The 25,332-nt window shown below is 58.7% G+C and carries 13 protein-coding genes; 7 read left to right on the forward strand and 6 right to left on the reverse strand.

Annotated elements, in window-relative coordinates:
- Positions 1-74 precede the first annotated feature (74 nt).
- Positions 75-923 (reverse strand): formyltetrahydrofolate deformylase, encoded by an 849-nt coding sequence (gene purU, locus EL257_RS21105; RefSeq protein ID WP_126365880.1) that lies wholly within the window; start codon positions 921-923, stop codon positions 75-77.
- Between the two features lie 338 nt (positions 924-1,261).
- Between purU and mvaT the strand changes: the two genes are divergently transcribed.
- A complete protein-coding gene (mvaT, locus tag EL257_RS21110; protein WP_126365882.1) occupies positions 1,262-1,639 on the forward strand; it encodes a histone-like nucleoid-structuring protein MvaT in 378 nt (125 codons plus the stop codon).
- 96 nt (positions 1,640-1,735) lie between these two features.
- On the opposite strand, the gene sbcB is transcribed toward mvaT, so the two are convergent.
- The gene (gene sbcB, locus EL257_RS21115) at positions 1,736-3,166 is read right to left on the reverse strand and encodes an exodeoxyribonuclease I (protein ID WP_126365884.1); all 1,431 of its coding nucleotides are present in this window, start codon (positions 3,164-3,166) and stop codon (positions 1,736-1,738) included.
- Positions 3,167-3,477: 311 nt separating this feature from the next.
- Here sbcB and EL257_RS21120 point away from each other — a divergent pair, with 311 nt between their 5' ends.
- The 6 genes from EL257_RS21120 to EL257_RS21145 are packed head-to-tail and all read left to right on the forward strand — an operon-like array spanning position 3,478 to position 10,218.
- Positions 3,478-4,203, forward strand: a complete 726-nt coding sequence (locus EL257_RS21120; protein ID WP_126365886.1) for an RDD family protein — start codon at positions 3,478-3,480, stop codon at positions 4,201-4,203.
- Positions 4,200-5,177 carry a stage II sporulation protein M gene (locus EL257_RS21125; RefSeq protein ID WP_126365888.1) on the forward strand — a complete coding sequence of 326 codons (978 nt, stop codon included), beginning with the start codon at positions 4,200-4,202 and terminating at the stop codon, positions 5,175-5,177. The genes EL257_RS21120 and EL257_RS21125 overlap by 4 nt, the downstream gene beginning before the upstream one ends.
- Entirely contained in the window at positions 5,164-6,720 is a 1,557-nt protein-coding gene (locus EL257_RS21130) for a DUF4129 domain-containing protein (RefSeq protein WP_126365890.1), read from the forward strand. Before EL257_RS21125 ends, EL257_RS21130 begins: the two co-directional genes overlap by 14 nt.
- Positions 6,717-7,892 (forward strand): DUF4350 domain-containing protein, encoded by a 1,176-nt coding sequence (locus EL257_RS21135; RefSeq protein ID WP_126365892.1) that lies wholly within the window; start codon positions 6,717-6,719, stop codon positions 7,890-7,892. Before EL257_RS21130 ends, EL257_RS21135 begins: the two co-directional genes overlap by 4 nt.
- Positions 7,889-8,890 (forward strand): AAA family ATPase, encoded by a 1,002-nt coding sequence (locus EL257_RS21140; protein ID WP_126365894.1) that lies wholly within the window; start codon positions 7,889-7,891, stop codon positions 8,888-8,890. Before EL257_RS21135 ends, EL257_RS21140 begins: the two co-directional genes overlap by 4 nt.
- Positions 8,887-10,218, forward strand: coding sequence for a DUF58 domain-containing protein (locus EL257_RS21145; RefSeq protein WP_126365896.1), 1,332 nt, complete (start codon positions 8,887-8,889; stop codon positions 10,216-10,218). The genes EL257_RS21140 and EL257_RS21145 overlap by 4 nt, the downstream gene beginning before the upstream one ends.
- Positions 10,219-10,227: 9 nt before the next feature.
- Here the strand turns inward: EL257_RS21145 and EL257_RS21150 are convergent, their stop codons facing one another.
- Genes EL257_RS21150 through EL257_RS21165 form a run of 4 tightly spaced genes read right to left on the reverse strand, consistent with a single transcriptional unit; the run spans position 10,228 to position 25,193 of the window.
- On the reverse strand, positions 10,228-14,547 hold the full coding sequence (locus tag EL257_RS21150) for an Ig-like domain-containing protein (RefSeq protein WP_126365898.1): 4,320 nt from the start codon (positions 14,545-14,547) through the stop codon (positions 10,228-10,230).
- Positions 14,540-18,601, reverse strand: a complete 4,062-nt coding sequence (locus EL257_RS21155; RefSeq protein WP_126365900.1) for a neuraminidase-like domain-containing protein — start codon at positions 18,599-18,601, stop codon at positions 14,540-14,542. The genes EL257_RS21150 and EL257_RS21155 overlap by 8 nt, the downstream gene beginning before the upstream one ends.
- A 53-nt stretch (positions 18,602-18,654) precedes the next feature.
- Positions 18,655-22,359 (reverse strand): Tc toxin subunit A, encoded by a 3,705-nt coding sequence (locus EL257_RS21160; RefSeq protein WP_232013041.1) that lies wholly within the window; start codon positions 22,357-22,359, stop codon positions 18,655-18,657.
- 56 nt (positions 22,360-22,415) lie between these two features.
- Positions 22,416-25,193, reverse strand: a complete 2,778-nt coding sequence (locus tag EL257_RS21165) for a hypothetical protein (protein ID WP_126365902.1) — start codon at positions 25,191-25,193, stop codon at positions 22,416-22,418.
- Between the last annotated feature and the right edge of the window lie 139 nt (positions 25,194-25,332).

Below are 25,332 nucleotides of genomic sequence, written 5' to 3' on the forward strand. Positions count from 1 at the left end.
GGTCTTGAATAACAAAAAGGGCCTGGACGATTGAACGCCCAAGCCCTTGGTTTTTCAAGCGCGCATGCGCTGGATCAGAACACCACGGTCTTGTTGCCGTGCACCAGCACGCGATCTTCGAGGTGATAGCGCAGGCCACGAGCCAGCACCATCTTCTCGACGTCACGGCCGAAACGCACCATGTCTTCGATGCTGTCGCTGTGGCTGACACGTACCACGTCCTGCTCGATGATCGGACCGGCGTCCAGCTCTTCGGTAACGTAGTGGCAGGTCGCACCGATCAGTTTCACCCCGCGCAAGGAGGCCTGATGGTAAGGCTTGGCGCCGACGAATGACGGCAGGAAGCTGTGGTGGATGTTGATGACTTTGTGCGCGTATTCACGGCACAGTTCCGGCGGCAGAATCTGCATGTAGCGCGCCAGGACCACCACTTCGGCATCGTGGTGTTTGACCAGACGCGACACTTCGGCGAATGCCGGTTGCTTGTCCTGCGGGTTGACCGGGACGTGGTAGTAAGGAATACCGTGCCACTCGACCATGCTGCGCAGGTCATCGTGGTTGGAGATCACGCAGGAAATCTCGCAGTCCAGCTCATCGCTGTGCCAGCGGTGCAACAGGTCCGCGAGGCAGTGCGATTCGCGGCTGGCCATCAGCACCACGCGCTTTTTCTGCTCGGTGTCGGTGATGCGCCAGTCCATCGAGAACTCTTCGGCGATCGGCGCGAACTTCTCGCGCAGCACTTCAATGCCGAACGGCAACGAATCGGCCCGAATTTCGTGACGCATGAAGAACCAGCCGACCTGATTATCCGAATGGTGGCTCGCTTCGGTGATCCAGCCATTGTGGGCTGCCAGAAAGTTACTGACTTTGGCAACGATGCCAACGCGGTCCGGGCAAGAAATCACCAGCCGATAGGTGCGCATGAGGGGGAAACTCCAGAACTTCGCAAAGGCCGCCATTCTAACGACTGCGCAGGAAAACTGCAGTATTGATGACCCAGACATGGGCTCGGGCCGACCGTACGGATTTTTGACGGACGCAATCGTCAAGCTTATGGCGGTCTAGTGGCGCTTTATGATCCAGCAACTGTGAATATCGCTGATGACTGGTTCACACTATTTAACTGAATATTCAATACACCCCTGTTTCTCGTAACTAATTCAAATAAAAAGCCCGGTTTAATGTTTACTTGATGAAACAGCCTGACTATTATTGCGGCACTGTCCCCTGCCATTCAGCATTTCTACATAAGGTAGTAATCATGTCCTTGATCAACGAATATCGCGCCACCGAAGAAGCTATCAAAGAGCTGCAGGCACGTTTGAAAAATCTCTCGCAAGACGACAAACTGCAAGCCGAGCTGGAATTCGAAGGCAAACTGCGTACCCTGATGGGCGAATACTCCAAGTCCCTGCGTGACATCATTGCCCTGCTGGATCCGGACGCGAAATCCAAACCAGTACGTGGCGGCGCAGTCAAAACTACTGGCACCAAGCGTGCTCGCAAAGTTAAACAATACAAAAACCCGCACAACGGCGAAGTCATCGAAACCAAAGGTGGCAACCACAAAACGCTGAAAGAGTGGAAAGCCAAGTGGGGCGGCGACGTGGTTGAAGGCTGGGCTACCCTGCTGGGCTAAGCCCGAGCGCATCGCAGACGCTTTTGCGATAAAACAAACGCCAGCGAATGCTGGCGTTTTTTTATGCGCAAAAATCAACCGTGACAATGTTCGATTTCAAAGACTCAAACGTTTGCGTAATGCCTGGACATAATTCTGCCATGCATTGAGCACCTCTCTCTGCATCGGCGTTGCACTTGCCATCCATTGCTCCGCTGCCTCTGCAAAAGATTTCAAGGTATTTGGAGCGCCCCATTGCGGATCGGTCAATCGCTGCTGGCAGAATATCCGCCAGCGTTCTTGCTCGACAGAATTCAACGTATCGGGAAAGTTGCGCGCTCGATATCGAAAGAGTAATTCCGGCAAACGTTCGTCATCGAACGGCCACTGCTCTTGCGCTAATTGCGCGGGGTCAGCCGTTCTCACTTGCTCACATAGACGCCGATCACGGTCGCCGATAAATCCGTCGTACAACTGTTGTTCCGGATCAAGGCTCGGGGCGAAGTCTTCGCTGGCATAAATGCTCGCAAGTTTATCCTGCCAAAGTTGCTGTGCGTCAGTTAGTCGCAGCGCGCGCTGCTGATACAGCGCCATATCCAGTCCCAATCGCTGTTGATCCTGCGCGCGCAGAACCGCCAATGGCGCCACCACCGGACACCGGTTGATATGAATCAGCTTGAGCGGTACCGGCAATTCACCTTCGCGCAAATCATCGCGGCGGGTGTACAGGCGCTGGCGCAAGGTCTGGGCATCGAGGTCGAGCAAACTCTGGGGATCCAGATGCAAATCGCAGACGATCAGGGCGTTGCGGTTTTTCGGGTGCCAGGCCAGTGGCAGCACGACGCCGACATAGCTGCGCGCCGCCGAAAAACGCCCGGAGATGTGCACCAATGGCTGCAACAGACGGATCTGATCCATTACCTTTTGTTTGCTACGTAGCTGGAACAACCAATCGTAGAGTTTTGGCTGTTTCTCACGAATCAATCTGGCCAGGGCAATGGTCGCGCGCACGTCCGACAAGGCTTCGTGAGCGTGTCCGTGATCGATATGGTTGGCCGCGGTCAGGCGTTCGAGCTTGAGGGTCACGCGCCCCTCATCATCGGTGGGCCACACCAGACCCTCCGGGCGCAACGCATAGGCCGCGCGCACCACATCGATCAAGTCCCAACGACTGTTGCCACCCTGCCACTCGCGTGCGTACGGGTCGAAGAAATTGCGGTACAGGCTGTAACGGGTCATCTCATCGTCGAAACGCAAGGTGTTGTAACCGGCGCCGCAGGTGCCCGGCGCGGCCAGTTGCGCGTGCACGCGAGTCATGAAATCGGCTTCGCTCAAGCCTTTTTCGGCGAGCTGTTGCGGTGTGATACCGGTGATCGCGCACGCCGCCGGGTGCGGCAGAATGTCTTCACTGGGCTGGCAGTAGAGATTGACCGGCTCGTCGATTTCGTTAAGCGCGTGATCGGTGCGGATGCCGGCGACCTGCAGCGGGCGGTCGCTACGGGGGATGATGCCGGTGGTCTCGTAGTCGTACCAGAAGATGGAAGTCACGGGCGGTTCCTGAACTGAAGATCGGCGAAGTCTAGGCGCTCAGCCACTGTCGCGGCCAGCCTCGTCGCCCTCCAACAGTATTTTCTCCAAATTCCTACAGCTCAAAACGCATTCTCCCCCTGTCGAAGCGAGCAAGTTCGCGAAATGCGTGCTAACCGCCCCTGCGCATTCGCGAGCAAGCTCGCTTCCACAATTGGTAGGCAACTGAATGCCCTTACACGCTGTGCAATACATAGTTATGTCGTTTTCCCCCGAGAGGCTGCTAGCATCGGACTCACTTGCATCCCGAACAGGCGAACATCAGGTAGCCCATGCTCGAGCCGACAGCAACGCCAAGGAAAGCACCGCTGGCCCCGCCGCTGGACACGCGGCATCAGATCGAAACACCGGAAGGCATCGACCTGCCGCTACGGCCGGCCGGTTTGATGGTGCGGGCGCTGGCCTTCGGCGTCGATCTGGCAGTACGCGGGCTGATCCTGGGCGTGTTGTTCATCGCGCTCGCGTTCCTCGGCAAACTTGGCATGGGGCTTGGTTCGCTGCTGCTGTTCGCGGTGAGCTGGTGGTACATGGTGCTGTTCGAAGTTCTTCGTCAGGGCCGCTCGCCGGGAAAACAATGGATGGGCCTGCGTGTGGTACACGATGACGGCACAGCGGTCGGCTGGTCCGCCTCGCTGCTGCGCAATCTGTTGCGGTTCGTCGACCTGTTGCCGTTCGGCTATTTCTTTGGTGCGATCAGTTGTCTGCAACATCCGACATTCAAACGCCTCGGTGATATCGCCGCTGGCACGCTGGTGGTGTACAGCGAGCAGCCTCTCAAGCGTCCGCAATTACCCGCCGCCGAACCTCGTCGCGCCCCGGTCGCGTTGACCCTGAGCGAACAACGCGCCGTCCTCGCCTTTGCCGAGCGCCAGGGTGAGTTGTCAGCGGCGCGGGTCACTGAGCTCGCGGCGCTGCTGGCCCAGCCGCTGCATATTTCTGCGCCCAGGGCCGTCGCAGAACTCAACGGCATTGCCCGCGGCTTGCTGGGGCCGACATGAAACAGAGTGTTTTCGAAAGTCGCCACAAGAGCGAGTGGGAGCGTTTCGCGCTGGCCCTGGAACGCCTCGAGCGTGGCAAAGACACCTCACAAATCGCCGGTTTCCCCAAATCCTATCGCCGGGTTTGCCAGCATCTCGCGTTGGCACAGGAACGTGGCTACAGCAGTTTCCTCGTCGATTCGCTGCAACAGCATGTGCTGCGCGGCCATCAGCAGCTTTATCGTCACCGCAGTCGACTTGCCGCCAATCTGCTCGGCTTTATCCTGGCCGACTTCCCCCGACTGATGCGCGCCGAGTGGCGCTTTGTTCTGGCCGCTGGCGTTTTGTTCTTCGGTAGCCTGATGGGCGTCGGCATCCTGGTGTATGTCTTCCCCGAACTTATCTACAACCTGATTCCCGCTGACCAGGTGCGCGAGATGCAAGGCATGTACGACCCCGTCGCCGGCCATCTCGGGCGCCCCATCGATCGCGCGGCCAGTGAAGACTGGGTGATGTTCGGTTACTACGTGATGCATAACATTGGTATCGCATTCCAGACCTTTGCCAGCGGATTGTTTCTCGGCGTCGGCAGCGCGTTCTTTCTGTTCTACAACGGCATGGTCATCGGCGCGGTAGCGGGGCATCTGAGCGAAATCGGCTTCGGCCAGACCTTCTGGTCGTTCGTCATCGGCCACGGCGCTTTCGAGCTGAGCGCGATCGCCATCGCCGGCGCGGCAGGCTTGAAACTGGGTTGGGCATTGATCGCACCGGGCCGTCTGCGCCGCGCTGAGTCATTACGCGTGGCCGCACGCAAAAGCGTATCGCTGGTGTACGGGGCGATGTTGTTCCTGTTGATCGCTGCGTTCATCGAAGCTTATTGGTCAGCGAAAAGCAGCGTCACGCCGATCACCAAGTACGCGGTCGGCACCGCGCTTTGGCTGGCCGTCGCCGCTTATTTGTCACTGGCCGGAAGGGCCCGCCATGCGCCTGAGTGACGCCACGGTGGTGATTCGCCCGCGCTCGACCTGGGAAGCCATGGATCTCGGCGTGCTGCTGAGCCAGCGACATCGACGTCTGCTGATGACCAGTTGGGCGATTGTCACCCTGCCGTTGTTCGCCCTGCTCAGCCTGCTGCTGTGGGATTCACCGTCGCTGGCAATGTTCATTTTCTGGTGGTTGAAACCGGCTTACGAACGTCTGCCGCTGTACATTCTGTCCAAGGCGCTGTTCGGGGAAACGCCCACGCTCAAGCAGGCGCTGCGGCATTTCCCGAGACTGCTCAAGCCGCAGCTGCTCGCCAGCCTGACCTGGCGACGCCTGAGTCTGAGCCGCAGTTTTCTCCTGCCGGTGATGCAGCTCGAAGGGCTCGACGGCAGTGTCCGGCAGCAACGCGTGCAGGTGCTGCTGCAACGCAACGGCGGCGCGGCGCAATGGCTGACCATCCTTGGCGCACACCTGGAAGCGGCACTGTGGATCGGTTTGATGGTGCTGTTCTACATGCTCCTGCCCCAATCTATCGAGACAGACTGGGACTGGCAGTCGCTGGTCTTCGGGCCGCAACATCAGTGGCGGTGGCTGGAGCATTTGACCAACGCCTTTTATGCGTTGGTACTGGTGATATGGGGCCCGATCCATGTCGCCTGCGGGTTCAGCCTGTACCTGAATCGTCGCACGCAACTGGAAGCGTGGGACATCGAACTGGTGTTCCGCCGCCTGCGCCAGCGTTTGAACAATGGAGTACTCGGATTGTTGCTGGCGGTTTGTTTGTTGCTGCCTGCTCTGCAACCGGTCTGGGCCGCTGAGCCGGTTTCCGCCGCCGAAGACCCGAACACCCCGCGCCTGTTGAATCAGCCGCTGACGAGTCAGGCCGCGCGCGACAGCATCAACCATCTGCTGGAACAGGCACCGTTCAAAAACAAGGAGTCGGTGACTCGTTACCGCTTCGGCGACGATCCGGCGACGCCGACCAGGGACAAGCAGCCCGGCGCAGCCCCGCAGTGGCTGAAAACCCTGCTGGGCTGGCTCGATGGTCAGCACCACAATGCTTTGGCCAAGGTCATCGAGGTGCTGTTGTGGGGCGCGTTGATTGCCGCGCTCGGCTGGCTGCTCTGGCGCTATCGCGAGCTGTTCCAGACATTCGTCGGTCGCCGGCCACAACGATCAGCGTCCATCAAACGCCCGCTACCGCAACAGGCATTCGGCCTGGATCTGACCCGCGAATCCCTGCCGGACGATATCGCCAGCCACGCTGAACAGCTCTGGGCTACACAGCCACGTGCCGCGCTGGGTCTGCTTTATCGAGGTTTGCTCAGCCGTCTGTTGCACGATTTCGACCTGCACCTGAAAGCGGCGGACACCGAACAACAAGTACTGGCGCGCATTGAACAAATGCACCGTCCGCCACTGCTCGCCTACAGCCGAAGCCTGACTGCGCACTGGCAAACCATGGCCTACGGTCATCGACTTCCCCCAGCTCATTTGCAACAGGAACTGTGCAACGGCTGGCGCGCGTTGTTCGACCAGGCAGCAGCGCGTTGAACCGCCGCGCGGCGTGGCTGGTCGGCCTGCTGGTCATGGCTCTGCTGGGGGCATTGAGCATTTATCTGTACCTCAAGGCCAGGCCTTATCAGGAGGTCATCGACCACGGCCCGTCGCCTGCCGCGCGGGCCAATCCTTATCTGGCCGCCGAAATGTTTTTGAGTGATCGTGGCCTCGTCGTCACCCACGCCGAAACGCTGGCGGGGCTGGCGGACATCGACCCACGCGGGCATACGCTGTTGCTGTTCGGCGAGCGCGCGCGAATGACTCCGCGTCAGGTCGATCAGGTATTGAACTGGACCCGCGCCGGGGGCCGACTGGTGTTCGTCGCCGAAGCGCTGTGGGATGAGCGAACCCGGCAAAGCAATGACCTGTTGCTTGATCGCGTCCAGTTGCATCAATCCCTGAGCGAGGATCTGAAGACCTCGCCAGCGGAACAGGAACAGGAACAGGAACAGGATCAATACCCCAAGCTCACCAAGCTGTATCTGGAAGATGAAGACGCACCGGCCTATGCCGGATTCGACACCGACTTTCATCTCGAAGACCCGAAAAATCTCGCGCAAGCCTGGGCCAACAGCGGCAAAGCCACGCACATGATGCAACTGGCCTATGGTCTCGGCACGGTCACCGTGGTCACCGATGCCGAGCTGTGGAAAACCGCAGATATTGCTCACTACGACAACGCCTGGCTGTTGTGGTATCTGAGCGCAGACACTGACGTGACGCTGATTTTCAACACCGAACACGACGGGTTGTGGACGCTACTCTGGCGTTATTTTCCGCAGGCTCTCGTTGCCCTGCTCGCACTGATCGCGCTGTGGCTGTGGCACGTCGCCACGCGTCACGGGCCGGTGCAGGCTCCGGCGCCGAGCGGTCGCCGTCAACTGCTGGAACACTTGCGTGCCAGCGCTGATTTCCTGCTCCGTCACAACGGTCAGCACTCGCTGTTGCAGGCTCTGCAACAGGATGTGTTGCGCCGCGCCCGCCGCCGTCATCCCGGTTTCGACCAATTGAACGTTGCCGAACAATGGCTGGTGCTGTCGCGCCTGACCCGGCAACCCACACGCGCCATCAGCCAGGCCCTGAGCCCGCGAGTGAATCAGCGCCTTTCCAGCGCTGAGTTCACCCGGCAGGTCGCCCACCTGCAAACCTTGAGGAATGCGTTATGAGTGAACAGATCGAGCCCGGCAGCGCCAGCCATGCCACCCAGCAACGCCAGCGCGCCAGCCAGTTGGCGCAAGCGGTGCGCAGCGAACTGCACAAGGCGTTGATCGGCCAGGACGCGGTGATCGATGACGTCCTGACCGCGCTGATTGCTGGCGGTCATGTGCTGCTCGAAGGCGTGCCCGGATTGGGCAAGACCTTGCTGGTGCGTGCGCTGGCCCGCTGCTTTGGCGGCGAGTTTGCGCGGATTCAGTTCACACCCGACCTGATGCCCAGCGATGTCACTGGCCACGCCGTATACGACCTGCAAACCGAGCAGTTCAACCTGCGCAAAGGCCCTTTGTTCACCAACCTGCTGCTGGCCGACGAGATCAACCGCGCTCCGGCAAAAACCCAGGCTGCATTGCTCGAAGCGATGCAGGAACGTCAGGTTACGCTGGAAGGTCGAGCACTGCCGATTGCGCAACCGTTCATGGTGCTGGCCACGCAAAACCCGATCGAACAGGAAGGCACTTATCCACTGCCCGAAGCCGAACTCGACCGCTTCATGCTCAAGGTGCGCATGGATTATCCCGACGCCGATCAGGAGCTGAACATGGTGCGCCAGGTATGTCGCTCAACCCGTGCCGACATGCTCGATGTGCAACCGTTGCGCACGCTGTTGCAAGCCAAGGACGTCCAGGCCCTGCAGCGTATCGCCAGCGATTTGCCGATGGACGATCAGGTCCTTGATTACGCCGTACGATTGGCGCGCAGCACGCGTACCTGGCCGGGTCTGACCCTCGGCGCCGGCCCACGGGCCTCGATTGCCCTGGTGCGTTGCGCTCGGGCGCGGGCCTTGTTGCGCGGCGGTGAGTTCGTGCTGCCGGATGATGTCAAAGGCTGCGCACTGGCGGTACTGCGCCACCGCGTGCGGATCGCCCCGGAGCTGGACATCGAAGGCCTGCAAGTCGATCAAGTGCTCCAGCAGTTGCTCGATCAAGTGCCGGCGCCACGTCTGTGAAACCTTCGCGCCTGTTATTGATCTGGCTGGCAGCGCTGTTTGCGCTCAGCCTGTTGCTCGGCAGCTTGCAGGCGCTGCAAGTCGAGATCCCTGCCAGTCTGCTATCGATCAGTTGGGGATTGCTTCTGGCCTTGCTGGCTCTGGCGATCATCGATGGTTTTCGTCTCAGGCGCTTGCCCTCCCCGGCCATAAAACGGCAGCTCCCCGGGAGCCTGGCGCTTGGGCGTTGGGGCGAAGTGCGGCTGGATATCCAGCACGTTTTTTCCGAGCCTTTGCAGGTGCAGGTTTTCGACCATGCGCCGGACGGCCTGAATGTTGAAAATCTGCCAAGCACTGTCGAGCTGCAACCCGGCCAGATCAGCCAGATCGGCTATCGATTGCGCCCGCTACGACGCGGCCACTTCAGTTTTGAACACTGCGAAATCAATTTGCCGAGCCCGCTGGGTTTGTGGTCGGGCAAACGCCTGCTGGCGGTCAACGACAGCACCCGCGTCTACCCGGACTTCGCACGTTTGTATGGCGGGCAACTGCTCGCGGTGGACAACTGGCTCAGTCAGCTCGGCGTACGCCAGCGACAACGGCGTGGCCAAGGGCTGGAGTTTCACCAGCTGCGCGAATTCCGCGAAGGTGACAGCCTGCGCCAGATCGACTGGAAAGCCACGGCACGCCAACGCGCGCCGATTGCCCGGGAATATCAGGACGAGCGCGATCAGCAGATTCTGTTCATGCTCGACTGCGGTCGACGCATGCGCAGCCACGATGGTGAGTTGTCGCATTTCGATCACGCGCTCAATGCCTGTTTGCTGTTGAGCTACGTGGCCCTGCGTCAGGGCGATGCGGTGGGCATCAGCACCTTCGCCTGCGATCAGCCGCGCTACCTCGCACCGGTCAAAGGCACCGGGCAGTTGAACGTGCTGCTGAACACCGTCTACGACCTCGACAGCAGCAAACACAGCGCCGATTACCAAGGTGCAGTCACGCAATTGCTGGCGCGCCAGAAGCGCCGGGCGTTGGTGTTGCTGGTGACCAACCTGCGCGATGAAGACGATGAAGAACTGTTGAGTGCACTCAAGCGCTTGAGCCAGCAGCATCGCGTGCTGGTGGTCAGCATTCGCGAGGATCTGCTTGATGCCCAGCGACAGGCAACCGTGCAAACCTTGTCCGAGGGGCTGATGTATTGCGGCACGGTCACGTATGTGAATGACCGCGCCGAATTCCATGAGCGTTTAAGCGCCCATGGCGTACCGGTGGCGGATGCGCGCCCCGAGGAGCTGGGCGCGGAACTGGTAACGCGGTACCTGAGCTGGAAAAGAGCCGGCGCCGGGTAATGGCGGGGTTCAGTCAATGGTTAGCCGAATATCTGCAAATGAATGTCCACCGATCGGGTTATCGACAACAACCGAGATGACTACCTGATCTCGCGCGCCTACCATATAGTCGAATTCGAATGTTCCTGCTGCATCGGACTTGAGATGGAAACCCGAAGTCGAACCATAACGCACTTCAAGTTGCCTCTCGGGTAAAGGCAAGCCAGTGGGATTAGAGATAAGCCTCCCAAAAAATTTGACTTTCGAATACGGTGCGGCTGGATTCGGATAAGCGCGGAAACTTTCAATCCTGGCGTATTCGGGGTGCGCCGTAACGGGTAATACCGTTAACGTCAGATCTCTGGAGCTTTCATCAAGATTTACGACGGTCGCACTCACAACTTCTTCACCTGCAACCGATGACAAGAGCAGGAGACTTGCCTTTCCATCACCCCCTGTCGAGGTAATCTCCTGCCGCCCCGCGCCCCACATCCAGTGCACGTTTGCACCGGCGATCGGCACGCCCGTGTCGCGGCTTTTTACGGTGGCCAAAATTCGCACCTGCTGTCCCACGTACGTAGGCTCGCGTTCAGCCTGGATATCGGCAAGATCCCAGTAATCATCGCGCAGACTGATCACCAGACTTTCAGAGTGCCAACCGGCCAACCCCCCTCTGACCGTAGCGGTCAGCACATCTGCCTGTTCCGCCACGAAGGTGAATATCAAATCGGCGATGCCCAGAGCATTGGTCCAGGAAGAACCCAATTCGTGCTGATCATAGTCCCAGAACACCTCGACGCCGGCTAACGGCTCGCCTGTCAAAGCGGATACGACCCTGGCATGGGCATGGGCTCTGCTCTGTTCTGCCGTGCGTCTGGAGTCGAGCGACTCATACAAAACATCGACCTTGCGCGGCTCATTGACAGTGAACTCCAACCCCACCGACTTCGAAAATCCCTCATCTCCTACAGTAGCCGTCAACACCGAGTCACCCGGCGTACGGGGAATGAAGCGAAGCCTGGCCACGCCATAAAAATCCGTCACGCTGGTCTGCGTGCCGATATCCGCGTGGCTCCAGGTCACCTCGATACCGACCATGGGCCTGCCGGAAATCGAAGATACCAATGTCACCTGCTCGACCAGTTCCTGATTCCAGTCCAGCACTTTCCTCGCCCGCGTTTCGTTGGCGAACTTCAACACCACACTGGCCGACCCCACCGACATGGCATTGGCTGGCGACAGGCTGACCAACCGTTCGGCCGCCAGTCGCAGGCTGAAACTGCCATCGCTTTGGTCGCCCACGGCGAAAGGAAAAGCCAGTCCCTCAGGCGAAAAAACCACCGGCGTACCAAGCGCTTTCTCGGGCTGAAAAACCAGACCCAATTCAGCAGGCCCCATACCCGTCATGCCGAGGGTCAGCTGCCGGCCGATCAAGGGACTGCCATCCGGTACGCACAACTCGACACGATGCTGGCCCCCGCGCCGCGGGAATGCGGTTTTCTCTCCCCACGAATACCGCTTGTCGCCGTCAAAACTGACCTTCACGTCTTTCCAGGGATCGCTCGCCAAGGCCAGGATCGACGTCGACAGATGCTGTTCGTAACCATCGTAAGGACTGACGACGCTGGCTCTCACGGTTTGCAGGCCAGCGGTTTGCGGTTCAACGGCAAATCGGCTCCAGCCATCGCCGTCGGTATCGCTGGACTGCGCAGCGTTCCACTGAACTGGCACGTTAGCCACCGGCACATCGGTGTAGTGCGAGATGACACGGGCCCACAACCACGCTGGCGCCTGACCGACAACAGGATCCACTGGCGACTCCGGCAGCTCGATCTTGAATCTGTTGTGGTCCAGTTTCATCAAGCTGATCAAAGCCGGCTTTTTCAGGGCTTCTATTTCGATATTCAAATCGAACGTTTCGGCAGCGACACTGTTAGAAAAATCAAAACTCCAATGCGCCCCGCCATCGGTCAACGTCTGGGGGACTGCTAATGCAGGCTCCACTGTTGCCTCCGGAGGCAACTGTCCCGTCGCAAGGCTTAACAATACTTCCAGCCCAACCAACGGACTGAGTTCATTGGGTCTGACGCTGTAACGATGAAGTGCGCCCAAACATGGGTGGAGTACATCACCGGCGATTGCGACTGTCTGATCAAGCACAACGCTCATTTCGTCAGACAGGTCATTGGCGATCAGCCGCCCGAACAATTCGCGGTCAGCCAGGGGAGGGCTCGACAATTTCAACTCGAACAGGCTGCTCACGCTTTCGCTCGCATCCGAATTCAGCACCCAGGTAAGGCCTCCGACCTTGGGTAACGGCCTGGCGGTTCCAAGGCCGGTTACGTTCAGGCCAATGCCTGGTTCGTCGCCCCGCCAGTCCAGTGAAATGTCTCTGCCGATGAATTCGCTTTCGGGCACCGCCTCGACTTTGAGCGTATGAGACTCGCCGCGCCAACACAGCAAACCCAGCACAGCGCGGTCGACCACGACGTCATCCAGCAGAATCAACACTTGATCGGCCCAAGGGCTGCCGGCGAGCGGAGTTACATCAAATACGTGTTCCACCGGCGGCGCTTCCGAGTGGGCGCGAACCTCGGCAACAACCTTCTTGAGACCCGCGGATTTCGGCGTATAAAGCACACTGGCCCAACCACCGGCACCGGTCACAATGCTGTGAGTTTCCCCCTCCGGAAGCAGCCATTGGACCTGCGCATTGATCACCGGATCACCATCGCCCCCTGTGACGTCATGCAACGCCTGCACCCGCAGCAGCACGCTTTCCTGTTCATCGACGATCGGAAATTTGTTCGCCTCGCGCACTTCGCCGATCTTCACCACATTGCACGCCAGCGACATGGTTTTGCACGCTGAGCGCAACTTCAATTTCGAGCAGGACAACTGCAAATGGAAAACACCGTCAAGGCGATCTTCGCTGGTCAATGTCCATAGCGGATCGGCTGCGCCGACAAGAATCGGCTCACCCAGCGAGGGACTGACAGTTACCCCCAATTGTTCGGGTAAATCGCCGCTCCAGCCGAGCGACATCGATGTCCCCTGCAATACAGTAGGCACTTTGACCTGCAGCGAATAGCTCGTACCGCGATTGGGATAACCGGTTTTCTCCTGCCACGGTGCGCCCTCCGCGTCCGTGACTTCATCCCATGGATCCGTAGCCAGCACCTTCACGGCGAACGCTCGAGTCACGGTGCCGCTCTGGTAATACAGACTCTCCACCGAGGCCAGAATCGTCAAGTCGCCTGGGCTATCGGGTAAATAGTCAAAATAGGCCCAGCCGTCGTCACCCGTGTTCACGGCAGCTCTCACTCGTCCTTGTTCGTCCGTCCAGTTCACCGTACGGCCGCTGAGCGTCTGCGCGGTGTAGTGCGAGGTCACCTGAACACCCAGGCGCACCGATTGCCCATACACCGGATAGTAGGCAGCCTCCACTGCATCGCTGATTGCCACCCGATGATGTCCCAGCGAGCCGCGCAGCGAATAGGGCTGCGCGGTGTATTGGTTGACCAACTCCAAGGTGAACAGATAGGGCTCGACGTCGCCGATCAAAGGGCAACTCAGTTGCCACTCAGCCGTCAGCGGCTGCTCCGTCCCCCATTCGGGGCTCGCAAGAATTGCGCCTTGGGGATTGCCCTTGATTGTCAACGCTGCATTCGTGCCCAGCCAGTCGCTGTCTCCCTGCGGCGAAAACTGTAGGCGGTGGCCTTCACTGATCGAACCGGAATCTGCCCCCAGGCATACGTATAAGAGCGCGCCTGGCAGCAGCAATTGGCCATCGAGCTCAAGGCCCTGCAATTGCAAGGACGGGAGGTGCAAGTGCAGTTTGATACAGGTGATATAGATGTCAGAGCTTTCATCATCCACCTCATTCGGCGGACTGCAGACTTCCACGCACAAGTTTTGCCCGGCTGCAAGTTCAAGCTTCAGCTCTACCTCCAGATCGTCAAAGTCGACCGCGAGCGGCTGCCCCGCTGCGCGCAGAAGCCGTCGCGTCTCGATTACCGAGGCGAGCTCACCCGGTAGCTCGATTTCCTGTTGCTGCCCCGTCTCCTCGACACTGAGGAGGACTTTCGCCGGAAGGACATGGTTGGTTGCATACAAAAAACTCAACTTGTACCGCACATCGGCGGTGATAGGCTTGGGCACCACAAGCACCTGGTGGACCGATGACCCGTTACCGGCTCTCAGAAAGTTAATCGATGCGCCCAGATAGGTGTCATGCATCACAGCCGTCCACCTTGGATTAACCGGTCCTTTCTTCCAAGGCTTTATCCCCTTGCTGAAGTCGCCGTTGAGCAGAAGATTCTGGTCAGCCTGGATAGTCGGTTCACGCATGATTGCCAGCCCCTTTTACGTTGCGGCGTTTGCCTTCTTCAATCTCGTTTACCTTGTCCTGAACGGCCCGAACGAACGTCGGGTCGCCGACCTTGGCCGTGTAGCGAATGCGCACGATGATGTCGGTCAAAGACTCCAGCATGGCTTTCTGCGGTTCTTTCGTCGGCCATGGGAAATTCAGAGTCCAGCGCGAAACGGTCCCCGTGCATTCAAAAGGGTTGAGCAAGCCTTCATCGGGTTTCATGGTTGTCATGCCGTTGTCGGCAAAGCCACTCGACAGAGCGATTTGTTGACCGCTGCGCAGGTTGATCTGAACATCCGCCGGGCCGACCGCGCCTTCTGGCGCGTACAAATAGTCGACGGACTGCCGGGTAGCCTTGGTCGCGGTCATGCTGCTGATCTGCAGCAAGGTCGCCCGCACATCTTCGTAAGGTCCGGTGAGAACGGGCAGATCGACCTCCACCGAACTGATTTGCCGGCAGTAATGCCCTGGATGGTCACGGTCGAACAACATCTGGGTGAGTTTGAAATCAAGCGTCCCGCGTTCCAGCAATTGGCTCAAGGCGTGCGCCCAATCGATGCTGGCGGTCTGAGGGTCAAGTTCATCTTCGAACAAGCGGCGCAGCGACACGGTTTTGACAAGTTCCAGCCGCCGTTCAAAGCGTTGCAGGTACTCGCGCTCCATGCGCAGCAGGTACTCGCGCAGATGTTCTCCAGCGGTCAGGCCATGGCGGTTATCGAGCCAGATCTGCGGTAACGGCACCGGCGTCTCGTAATCGCCGGTTTCTGCGCTGAGCGAGGCCTGGGCGCTGATGCACAAACTGATGACGGCATCGTAGGCCTGATAATGCAAAGTCTTGACCTGGCCCAAGGACCAGCTAAACAGCTCAACGTTGCACGCACGTTTTCTGAGAAAGTCGTATATCGTCAGCGCTTGAGCGTTCGATCGCGCAGTTTGCTCCAGGCTGGTACGGGCTGATGCCAGAGCGTGGCCCTGCGCGGTGATCTGCTCCTCCAGCGCGCGGATTTCCGCCAAGGCCTGATTGCGCTGCAGATCCCATTCGTTGCGACGCCGGCGATAGGCCTCGGTGGTGGCCTGCTTGTCGGCGTCCATTTGCCGGACCTGCGCCGCAATCCCCAGTCCGAAGCTGACGGCATCGAGCACTTTATCCAAGCGATGACCACCATTGGCCAAGCCGAAAATGGTCGGCAGAGAAGCGACTACGGCGGCTGCCGGTTTGATTGTCGACGAGGCGAGCGCAAGTTTTTTCGACGCTTGAATCCCTTCCATTACTTCATATTCAACCGCCGAGACATGTTCGTCATAGAGGCGCGCATACGCTTCGGCCCGCTCCTGCGCCATCGCTCGACTCTGCTGCAGCGCCGCCACGCTGGCCTGCAACTGGGCAATGCCCTGCTCCTGGACGGTCTGGGCATAACTTCCCAGTTCGACCAGATGATTTTGCTGCAATTCTTCCTGTTCAGCGCGATCGCGTTGCTCGAGCAGACGCTGCACTTGATTGCCGTAGTCCTGCAAGCTCAGCACGGCGCGTAATGCGGCTTCGTAGCAAACGCGCCAACGAAAGGCCGGGACATTCAGTCGCCCGCCCATGGGTCGGGGTGAGCCGGCATTGCCAGCGGCCAGGTCGCGCAATAACTGCTTCGGATCTGTGGGCGGGCTGTACAAGGGAATCAACAGCGGCCGGCCAGTGATGTCCAGATTGTTGCGCAGGCTGAGCAGACGCTGTGCTGGCAACTCGAACAGGTCGAGCAACTGCTGATTGACCGGAAACTTGAATGGCTCGACCGCCAGCAGCCCCAATGCCGGCGCGCGGTCGGCGGCCGCCGGAAAGTCCGCGAGGCTGAATTGCAGCTGCTGTTCGAATTGTTCAAGACTTGGTCGTGAGCCACCCTGCGTCAGTAACTGTGCGACGGTTTTCGTTTCCCATCGATTCACCGTTCGCGCCGACGGCGCCTTGCCCATCAGGAACTCGGCCTGAATGTAATACAGTTTTGCCGCGACGAAACTGTCGCGGGTCAGTTGCCGGTAGTGCCAATCGCCCCAGGTCGTGAGATTTTTGACATATTCGGTAAACACCATGATCCGCAAATGCCGTGGCGCCGAGTAGCCGATGGCGTCCGGATCAGTGGGGTTCTGGGTTTCACAGCCCGGATTGCCGCTACCCACCAAGGGCCGGCAGCGCCAGTATTGCGGCCTGCGGTTCAGCATCAGCGCCTGATCAGCGGGCGCCTGCGGATCGAACAGATAGTGCAGCCAGTCTTGCGCTTCCTGAAAACGCTCTTCGTCACGCAGCCGGGTGGCGATGAGGTGTGGCAAATGGAAAAACATTTCCCAGAAGAAGAGTCCGTTAGCACCATCGAACGCCCCGTTAGGCTCAATGAATGCTTGATCTACGCCGGGCCCCGGCTCAGCAATGCACTGCGTTTCCCAGTCCAGCACCGCGGCCACGGAAACACTGGCGCGCTGCACCAGCTCAGGGCCGAACAGTGAGTTCAGGCGCACATGTTTGAGGGCAAGTTGCGCTTGATTGAGTTGCAGAAACTGCGCGGCGTCAGTGGTGTTTTCAAGGAGTGCCGGCGAAGACCAGTCCGCCAGGTTTACGATGGTCAATGTGTATTCGACTTTCCCATCCGCAGTCGAGCCCCAGCTAATGACAGGGTCTTCCCAAAAGCCGCTCGCGCGTTCGAATCTCAGCCACTCGGTAACCCCACCGTCAGCCAGCTCAATAACTTTGGTGATCGGGCCTGGATCGTTCGCGCTAAAATTCTTCAGCTCCAGTACGAGTGATAAATCGCCTGTTAACCTCGACGGCAGCATAACGCCTTGTACCAGCAATACATCTTTTCCACCCACGCGATTGGCCATCGCGCGTAACTTCAAGAAGGGCGTCAATTTTCCTGCCGTAGGGGCCTGGGCTATTGTCAGCTGGTTTGGCAGCGGGTGTTGAACGATCTCTCTGGTAGTAAAACGATCCTTCACCATCTCATCCAGCCAACCACCATCATCCGTGACCGGTCGAAGAAGCACGTCCCTGGACAGATTGACCTTCAGTGCGCCAGCACCTTCTGCGCCATTGGTCAACTGGACACCCAGTATCCCCTTGGGATTGAGCTGATCAGCCCAAAGTGTCGCAATCAATCGGGCGCCTTTGGAGAGATCGGTGTCATAGGCTTCCTCAAACAGCCGCTGCGGGGCCAGCCACTGACCGTTCTGGGTTACGGATGACAGATTGACTGTGAGCTTATGGGGGACGAACTGTGCCTCCCCCTTGCTGCCCATGCTGTCGCGCCATTCGGCCCAGACCAGACTCAACCGCCCATTCCAGAACAACGGACGCATGTCGATGATTCTCGATTCGACGGGAACATCCGCCGCTTGCCACTCGCTCCACGCCGCCGGATTGATTCCCGTGCAAGTTGCGGAAAGCTCCACGGAGGCTTTACGCCAGAAGTATTGAAACGGCTGCTGGCGTTGGCGCCCCACGAAATAATAATCAGCCTTGGTCGGTGAATTGCCGTCCATGAAGGCACTGATCACGTCCAGATTGCAGGTCTGCTCGAAGGTCTGCAGGTAATCCTGCAGTGCCAACTGCACGGAGTCGGTAGTGAGACGGGTCTGGTTCAGGTTGTTTTCGAGGTTCTTGAACAGGCTGCTTTTGCGCTGGCGCACGAACGGATTGATGAAATTTTCCGGGTAGACCGCAATCATTTGCAGCGCGGCCCAATCCGGGTAGTTGCTGTACAACGCCCAATCGGCCAGGTCCTGCTTGTCGAATTCGATGTCGCTGAATCCCGGCTCCATTTTGCGGTACACCGCATGAATGTATTGCTGGGCGCAACCGATCGCTTCTGCAACCCACGAACTTTGCACCTGATACGAGTCCAACGGGTCCAGGCGCAGCAGTTCTGCCAGATCGCTCGGCGTTTTGACGAAAGGGTACTTTGCGCCGGGTTTTCCGAATGTGCCAATGCAGTACTCAACCAGCGCCGAGCGACGTTTTTCCAGCAATTCACCGAGCGTGTTCAATGCCATGATGCTTCCTCCTGAAGTCGTGTCGAGCAACTGACCTGGCGCCTGAAAGACGTTCAGGCCGGCGGCCCATCGTCCTGAAAAGTGATGGCGTCGAAGTTTGTTCCGCTCTCGCTGTCCTCGGAGGAAACGGAGACGATGAACTCTCCAGCAACTGCACTGGAGATGAACGCTCGCGCCAGCCCTTCCTGATTGGTGAATGTCTGCCGGGGGCGGATGATCGGACTGAACGTATCGTTCATCGTCGCGCCTTTGCATTCCCACCTCACGAGACTGTTATTGGCAAGATTTGAAAAGCCGTCCCTCAACGTGGCGTACAGTTCGACTTCCTGACCAAGACCTACCGGCCCGATGGGTACCGGAGACATCTGCTGCGGCAAAAACCTGAGGGTTTTTCCATCAAAGGTAATGTTGATGGTCGGGGCATATTCCGGGTCAAACAGGTTGAGCCAGAATATCGGCTTCTCCGTGCCCATGATTTTGCCTGGCGTGTAGGTGGCCTCGAGCACGCCATTGGGAAGGGTTTCGCCGCTCTCGATCGTGCCCAACGAGGTTTGCCAGTACACGGGAATGCCGCTCAAGGGCTGACCTGATCCGTCCTTGATTGTCACCGTATAGACCGCTTGTTCACCGGGCTTGCCTGCCACCAGATATTGTTTGTCCGATTCCAGGGTGCAAGTAACGTTGACCAGCCTGTTCAGTTCGCCGTCGAGCTGGGGCACCTGTTGCGCAGTCGCGTTCATGCTCAACAAGGCATGCTCGGCAGCCGTCGCATAATCGGCGGGACTGATTTTCTCCGGTAGCTTGCCGATGAGAAACAACGTCAGTGCATCCATGTTGGCGCGTACCGAGAGCGACCGAACGCGCATCAGCAGATCCAGCTGGATCAGATCCTTGAGGATCAGATCCGGTGCGTCCATCCGATTGATGCACTCACGCACTTCCTGAACGCTCCAGCCGAAAAATTCGGCCAGCCTGATAGACGCGGCCTTCTCCGCCAATGCCAAAGCATTAAGCGAAAGTTCGGGCAGTTGATTGACCAGCCGCAGGTAGTCCAGCAGCGCTTGTTGCGGTTTTTCGCTCTGCCCGAAGGCCCGAGCGAGGATGCTCAGGTAATACAGGGTTCTCAGCGAAAACATGTGTTTATTGTCCTGGCCAATCCAGGCTCTGTGGCCGTAATCCAGATACTCTCCCAGCAGTACGGCACTCAATTGGAGCTTCACCACCACCGCACTGCGACGGCGCAGATCGGCCAGCAACGTGAGCAATGGATTCTGGTCCGGATTTCGCCGCGCCACGCCATCGGACGGCTGACCATTGATATCCATCACTTGGCTTAACAAGGAATGAACATCCGAGTCGGCCCATTGCAGTATGGCCAGCGCCTGCTCAGCTTCGACCCCGGCATACACTGCCAGAGACTCCTTGACTACCGATGCCTGCGACTCTCGCGCCTTCAACAGCACGCCGAGCATTTTCTCGACGATGATGACGCGCAGCGCTGCATCGATTTCCCCGAGACCTTCGTCAATCGCGCTACCAACGCGCCGGGTTGCGATAGACAGATAATCGTCTTCGGTACCATCAAACGGAAGAATCAAACCTTGAGCATCGACCAGAGGAGCGTTGTTGCTGCTGTCCACCACGCTCAATAAATCCAGCCAGCTGGCGGAGGGCAGCGCCGGGACGCCCGCCATCAACAAGCGACTGTTGCTGAATAACGCGGCCTCAATGAGATTGCCGATTTTCTCGAATAGTTGCTGGTCCTGCTCGAAGGGCACATTGGGCGCCTGCGGTGTGGCGACCTGCTGCAAGACCCAAAGCACCGGCATATCACAATCGCGACACCACTCAACACAGCTATCCAGCGCATTGATAACGCTCAACACGTCCGGGATACCGGTGCCGGACCCATTGATGTGCGGCTCACCGGCCAAGGCGTTGAGCCAGTCGTCGCCCCCGCCCAGCGCCGTCAGCATCAATACGCCCTCCACCGGGGTCATGCCCAACAGCCGCGGCAATTTCACCAAACGGTAAAAGCTCGAAATCACCGATTGACTGCGCTTCAGCTCCTGGTCCGCGCCCCGGGCCGCGGCAACTGCCCGCGCGAGATATTGATAAGTCTGCAAATCGATACCCAGACCACTGCACAATTGATTGACCGTAAGGTCGGTCATTCCCGCTTGCGGCAGGATGGGAAACGGTTCGTCGTCAAGTCTCAGAGGTTCGCGGTAATTGCCCTGATTATTGAAGATTCGGTCAAAGTGCGACCCCGTGTCTCCGCGTCCGTAAACCGAGACCGTGTCGATGAACGCCGCGAAGTCTTCGGCCGTACATTGATAGTGCTCGCGTAGCGTCTGATACAAGCCCAGCGCATGGATCACGTTGTCACTGATGTGCCAGGTTTTAGCTGTTCCGCGACGTGCCTCTGCGTTGATCGCGGCAACCAGCAACGCGTCCGTCTGTTCGCTGGGCAGCTCCAGCCAGTTGTCCAGGCGGATCTTGCGGTTGAGGCGGTCAAAGCGGTCGAGACCCTGTTCATCATTGGGACTAATACTCAACATGTGGAAATTTCTGGCGAAATTGATCGATACCGCCGGTTTCTCCTGGTTGTTCAGGTAAACCGAACCGGATCGCTCACTTTCAGGCAAGGCGGGCGCATTGACGGGCTCAAAGAGCACATTGGGGGAGCGCACGGGCGCGTGATCGCGAACCGACAGCAATGCTTCAATCTGTCCGCTGTCGAGCTTTGTCCGCTCGCCAAAAATTATTACCCGATTCAGATCCTGATAGTCCACATCACCGGTGCCATAGTTGCTGCGGAAAAAATCGACTTTGTCAGCGATGTCCACGGGGGGCTCGCTCAGCAGGCCTCGCTGATACGGCCCCAGCCGCGACGCATGGGACAGGGCGCGGGCGAGATCGGCATCCCATGCCCGCTCCTTCAGGAAATAGGGAAAATGCACATCGACCCGCTGGGCCACATGCCCCACCGACATACCGTGATGGCGACTCACCCAGTCAATTGAAACCCAATGCTGGTAATACGGCAGCCCGTTCGGGTAGCGCGCTGCCAACAACGCGTCGTCCAGGTTTGACGTCGCATCGTTGGCAGTGATGAATGTCTCCAGCACCGGAACGATGATGTCCACCGCCGACACCGACTGATGCACCGTGCTGTAGTCGACCGTCAGGGCTTTGAGGTCTTTGCGGCGATCATGCAGGAGGTATTTCTGGTCGTTCTCAACCACGTCATCGAGGCGTTCGATCCAGCGCAACAGTTCCATCATGTACGCCACCGGTGAAGCGGTGGACTCCAGCGCCTGCGGTGGGCTGAGTTTTTCGAAATCGGTGGGAAACAGGTTTTCGTAGCTCGGCCCAGGCACGATAGAAAGCAGACCACTGGCTGATGGCGCAACATCTCCACCGGCTTGGGTCAGGGTGTGTTCGATGAATCGCCGGCGGACAAAAGTGGCCATGCTATTGGCGCGCCGCAGCAGTTGCCTGGCGTGCTGCGGACTGAGTTGGTACTCTCTGACGAGTCCCGAAACACCTTTTTCAATCAACGGAAAAATCGATCCTTGCGCCTCGAAATACGCCGCGAGTTCAGCGTATTTTTTCATGCTTGCTGGATCGAATACCTGGTTAAGCATTTGCACGGCGGGGCGATCGCTTGAGTCAACCATCGTCGGGATCCTTGGGTGGTTACCGTGTCGACGGGCGCAAACATTCGGCGACTGCACGGTGGGCTTGAGTGCCATTGGGCGCGCGATCGCGGAACGCGTCTACTGTCAGATCTGACAGTAGACGCGACCGTTTATCGGGGACTTATGTCGTCGCCCAGCGATGGTGGCCGCACTTCGAAGCGCTCGCTCTCGGCCCAATCGGAACCACTTAAAGGATTTGTGTCCGCCGTAATGCTTTGGCGGAACCGGCACCAATTGCCCCCCGGCGGTGGCGACTGCGACGCTTCACCTCGCCACTGACCGTCGATCACCGGCAGATCCGCCGCCCAGACGACCTCAGGGTTGAACCAGCTGACGACCTGCCCGACACCGTCCTTGCCTTGCCCGGCAAAAACCACCGGTTGACCGACCCAACGCCCTGCGGCCGGTTCGTCAATGGTGGGCAACCATGTGTTGATCTGCAGTGGGTGCGGGTCAGAGGTGGCTGAATCGTATTCATCACGCCAAGCCACGACGATCAAGGCGCCCGGCCCTCCCGGAGGCTCAATGTGCGCCGATAAGGACCACGTCCCCTCCTCCAGCACTTCGCTGGCGCCCAGTGTGGCGCCGCTGGCCAGCGACACCGTCACGGTATCCCCCGGATAACCGAAACCGGATATCACCACTGCCGAACCGATGGCAGCGCCGCGGACTGGGGACTCGATAAATGGCATCGACGGTACGACTCGGCAGGCGCGCTGCGAAAACCTGGAAACCTCGCCGTCAAGTGTTTGCTGCGCGCGCAAGCCATGTTGGCCGACCTGATCGAGCGATACCTGTCCGCTCCATTTACCTTCATGATTGACCTGCACATTGAGCAGCAACGGCTGGTCCCGACCCTCAAGCCACACGGTGACCTGTGCAGACGGCCAACCTGTACCGGAAAGCGTCGAACGCCTCGGCAAGTCACCACCCTCGACGGGTACGGACACCACCGGCGGCAGCAGCACCACCTTACACGCGCGCGGTTCGCTGGGCAGCGAGTCGATACCATCGAGGGTCTGTATGGCGTCCAGGATGTAGTCGTTGTGTATCAGGTTCTCAAGCTCGAGTGACCAGTCGCCATCACTGAGCAAAAGCTTGTCGTTCAATTTGCCGCCCCTCTGCGCATCGCGCACCGTCATGGTCGCGCCGCTCATGCCGTTTGTGCCGCTGATGAGGGTGTTGCGGCCAACCTCCGCGCCTTCGGCTGGCACGGTGATTACCGGTTTGAGCATCGCTTTACGCACCGTGAAGTTGCCCTTGGCTGCCGCCGAGGATTGCGGGGCAACCGTCTGAAAGACGCTGAAAGTGTGCGTCACGCCCGATTCAAAAGGCTCGGGGCGACGAAAAGTCCAACGGTCGTTGGTAACGATGGGGTGGTGTTTTTTGCCGTCGTTGTTGTATTCCAGCGTCACCACCGCGCCGGGCCAGCAGGTGCCAGTGATCTGAGGCGACTGGCCGTCTTCGATGGGATTATCAAGAACCGGCGCATACGGAGGGATTGTCACGTCAAGCCGTGCCCAGCCTGACTCAACGCTGTCGAAGACCTGTTTTGCGGCAACCCTTCGCCGATAAGTCGGTCCCCATTCTGCAAACGCCTCGCTGGACCATCTTTCGCTGCTGACCAGCACGTCCGGAGCGATGCGGGTTTGTTTGTCCTCATCATAGAGGCGCACCGTCGCCCCAATCAGTCCCGAACCGATGAATACAGGGCGATATCGCGCTGAGTTCCCCAGCCCCGTTGGCGCGTTAAAGGTAAAGTTGAAGAAAAACCTGTATGGGAGCGAATCGATCCAGCCACCGGCGTTATCGGGCACACTCTGCACTGCAGTCATCCAGAATGCGCCAAAAGGGACCGCACCGGTAGTTTCAAATGTATTGTCTGTGTTCACAATTGCGTCGGGGGGCGGCGGGAATGCCTCATTGTCAACACTGAAACGGATTCTGGTTGCAAGCGCAGGATTGAAGTGATCGAGGTCCGAAAATCTGACGGAGCTGGCACTAATGCGCGTCGCCTTAACATATACAAGAGCGACCGGCCGAATCTTGAAGCCGCGGGCCACGCTGCGGCCCGAGCGCTCGCCATTGTCGAGTATCTGTTCAGCCACCAGGGAAACCGGCCCGGGCGGCAACTGCGCGACATCGACCTCCCACAAGTCTCCCGTGGTGCTGGCGCCGCCAAGAGGCGTGTCGTCTCCCAGATCCTTGAGAATCACCAGCGTGGCATTAGCGACGCTGCCTCTCCCCTTCAGAGTGAAGGAGCGGTCCAGCACACTGCCAGCGATTGGGTCAGTGATCACTGGGGGAGCAAAGACAGGCTCGACCAAATACTCGACTGGATCGGATTGTGCCTCCATGCCATCCATCGATGCTATCGCAACCACCTTGAGTTTACCCGGTAGCAGAGGAGTGCTCGGTGTGATCTGCCAGCGTTCAGCGTTCGTAACGGCTGCGCCGAGGGCAGGCTTTTGCGGCGAACCGTCGACGCCTACCGCGAAGAGCGATATTCCAGAACCACTTAAGCCCCAGCCCGTAAATGTATGGGTCGTTCCGATAGTCCCGCCTCGGCCAATAGACGGTTTGAGGAAACGCAAAGTGATGGCGTTCGATGGGCCACTTTCCTGATCAACCAGCTTAATCGTCGCATAGATTTTTATTACATTCTTACCGGTCGGGAGGGTTACCGTTACTGGCATCAAATAGCTTGCTTTGGCGACGAAATCATTCGTCCCGAATTCGTAAATATATTTGAAACTGGCGACCCCCGCCCACCCATCAACGAAGACAGTAGCGCTGTAGCCAGTCACCAGCATATTGTCCTGTTCGGTTGGAATACTCGGTGTATCAGGAACGAGCGCAGCTTCTGCTGAGGCGTCATCTTCATTCATTTGCAGACCTTCCATATGTAGAAAGACAAGGATTGACGGATGACCTTCTTATTACTCTTGAGGCAATGGCGGGCGCACCTGTAAAACCTGACAGTCCCGACGAGTGGCCGGACGCCAGATTCTGGTCATTTGCAACGTT

The sequence above is a fragment of the Pseudomonas fluorescens genome (genome assembly GCF_900636825.1).
Taxonomy (GTDB): Bacteria; Pseudomonadota; Gammaproteobacteria; order Pseudomonadales; family Pseudomonadaceae; genus Aquipseudomonas; species Aquipseudomonas fluorescens_BG.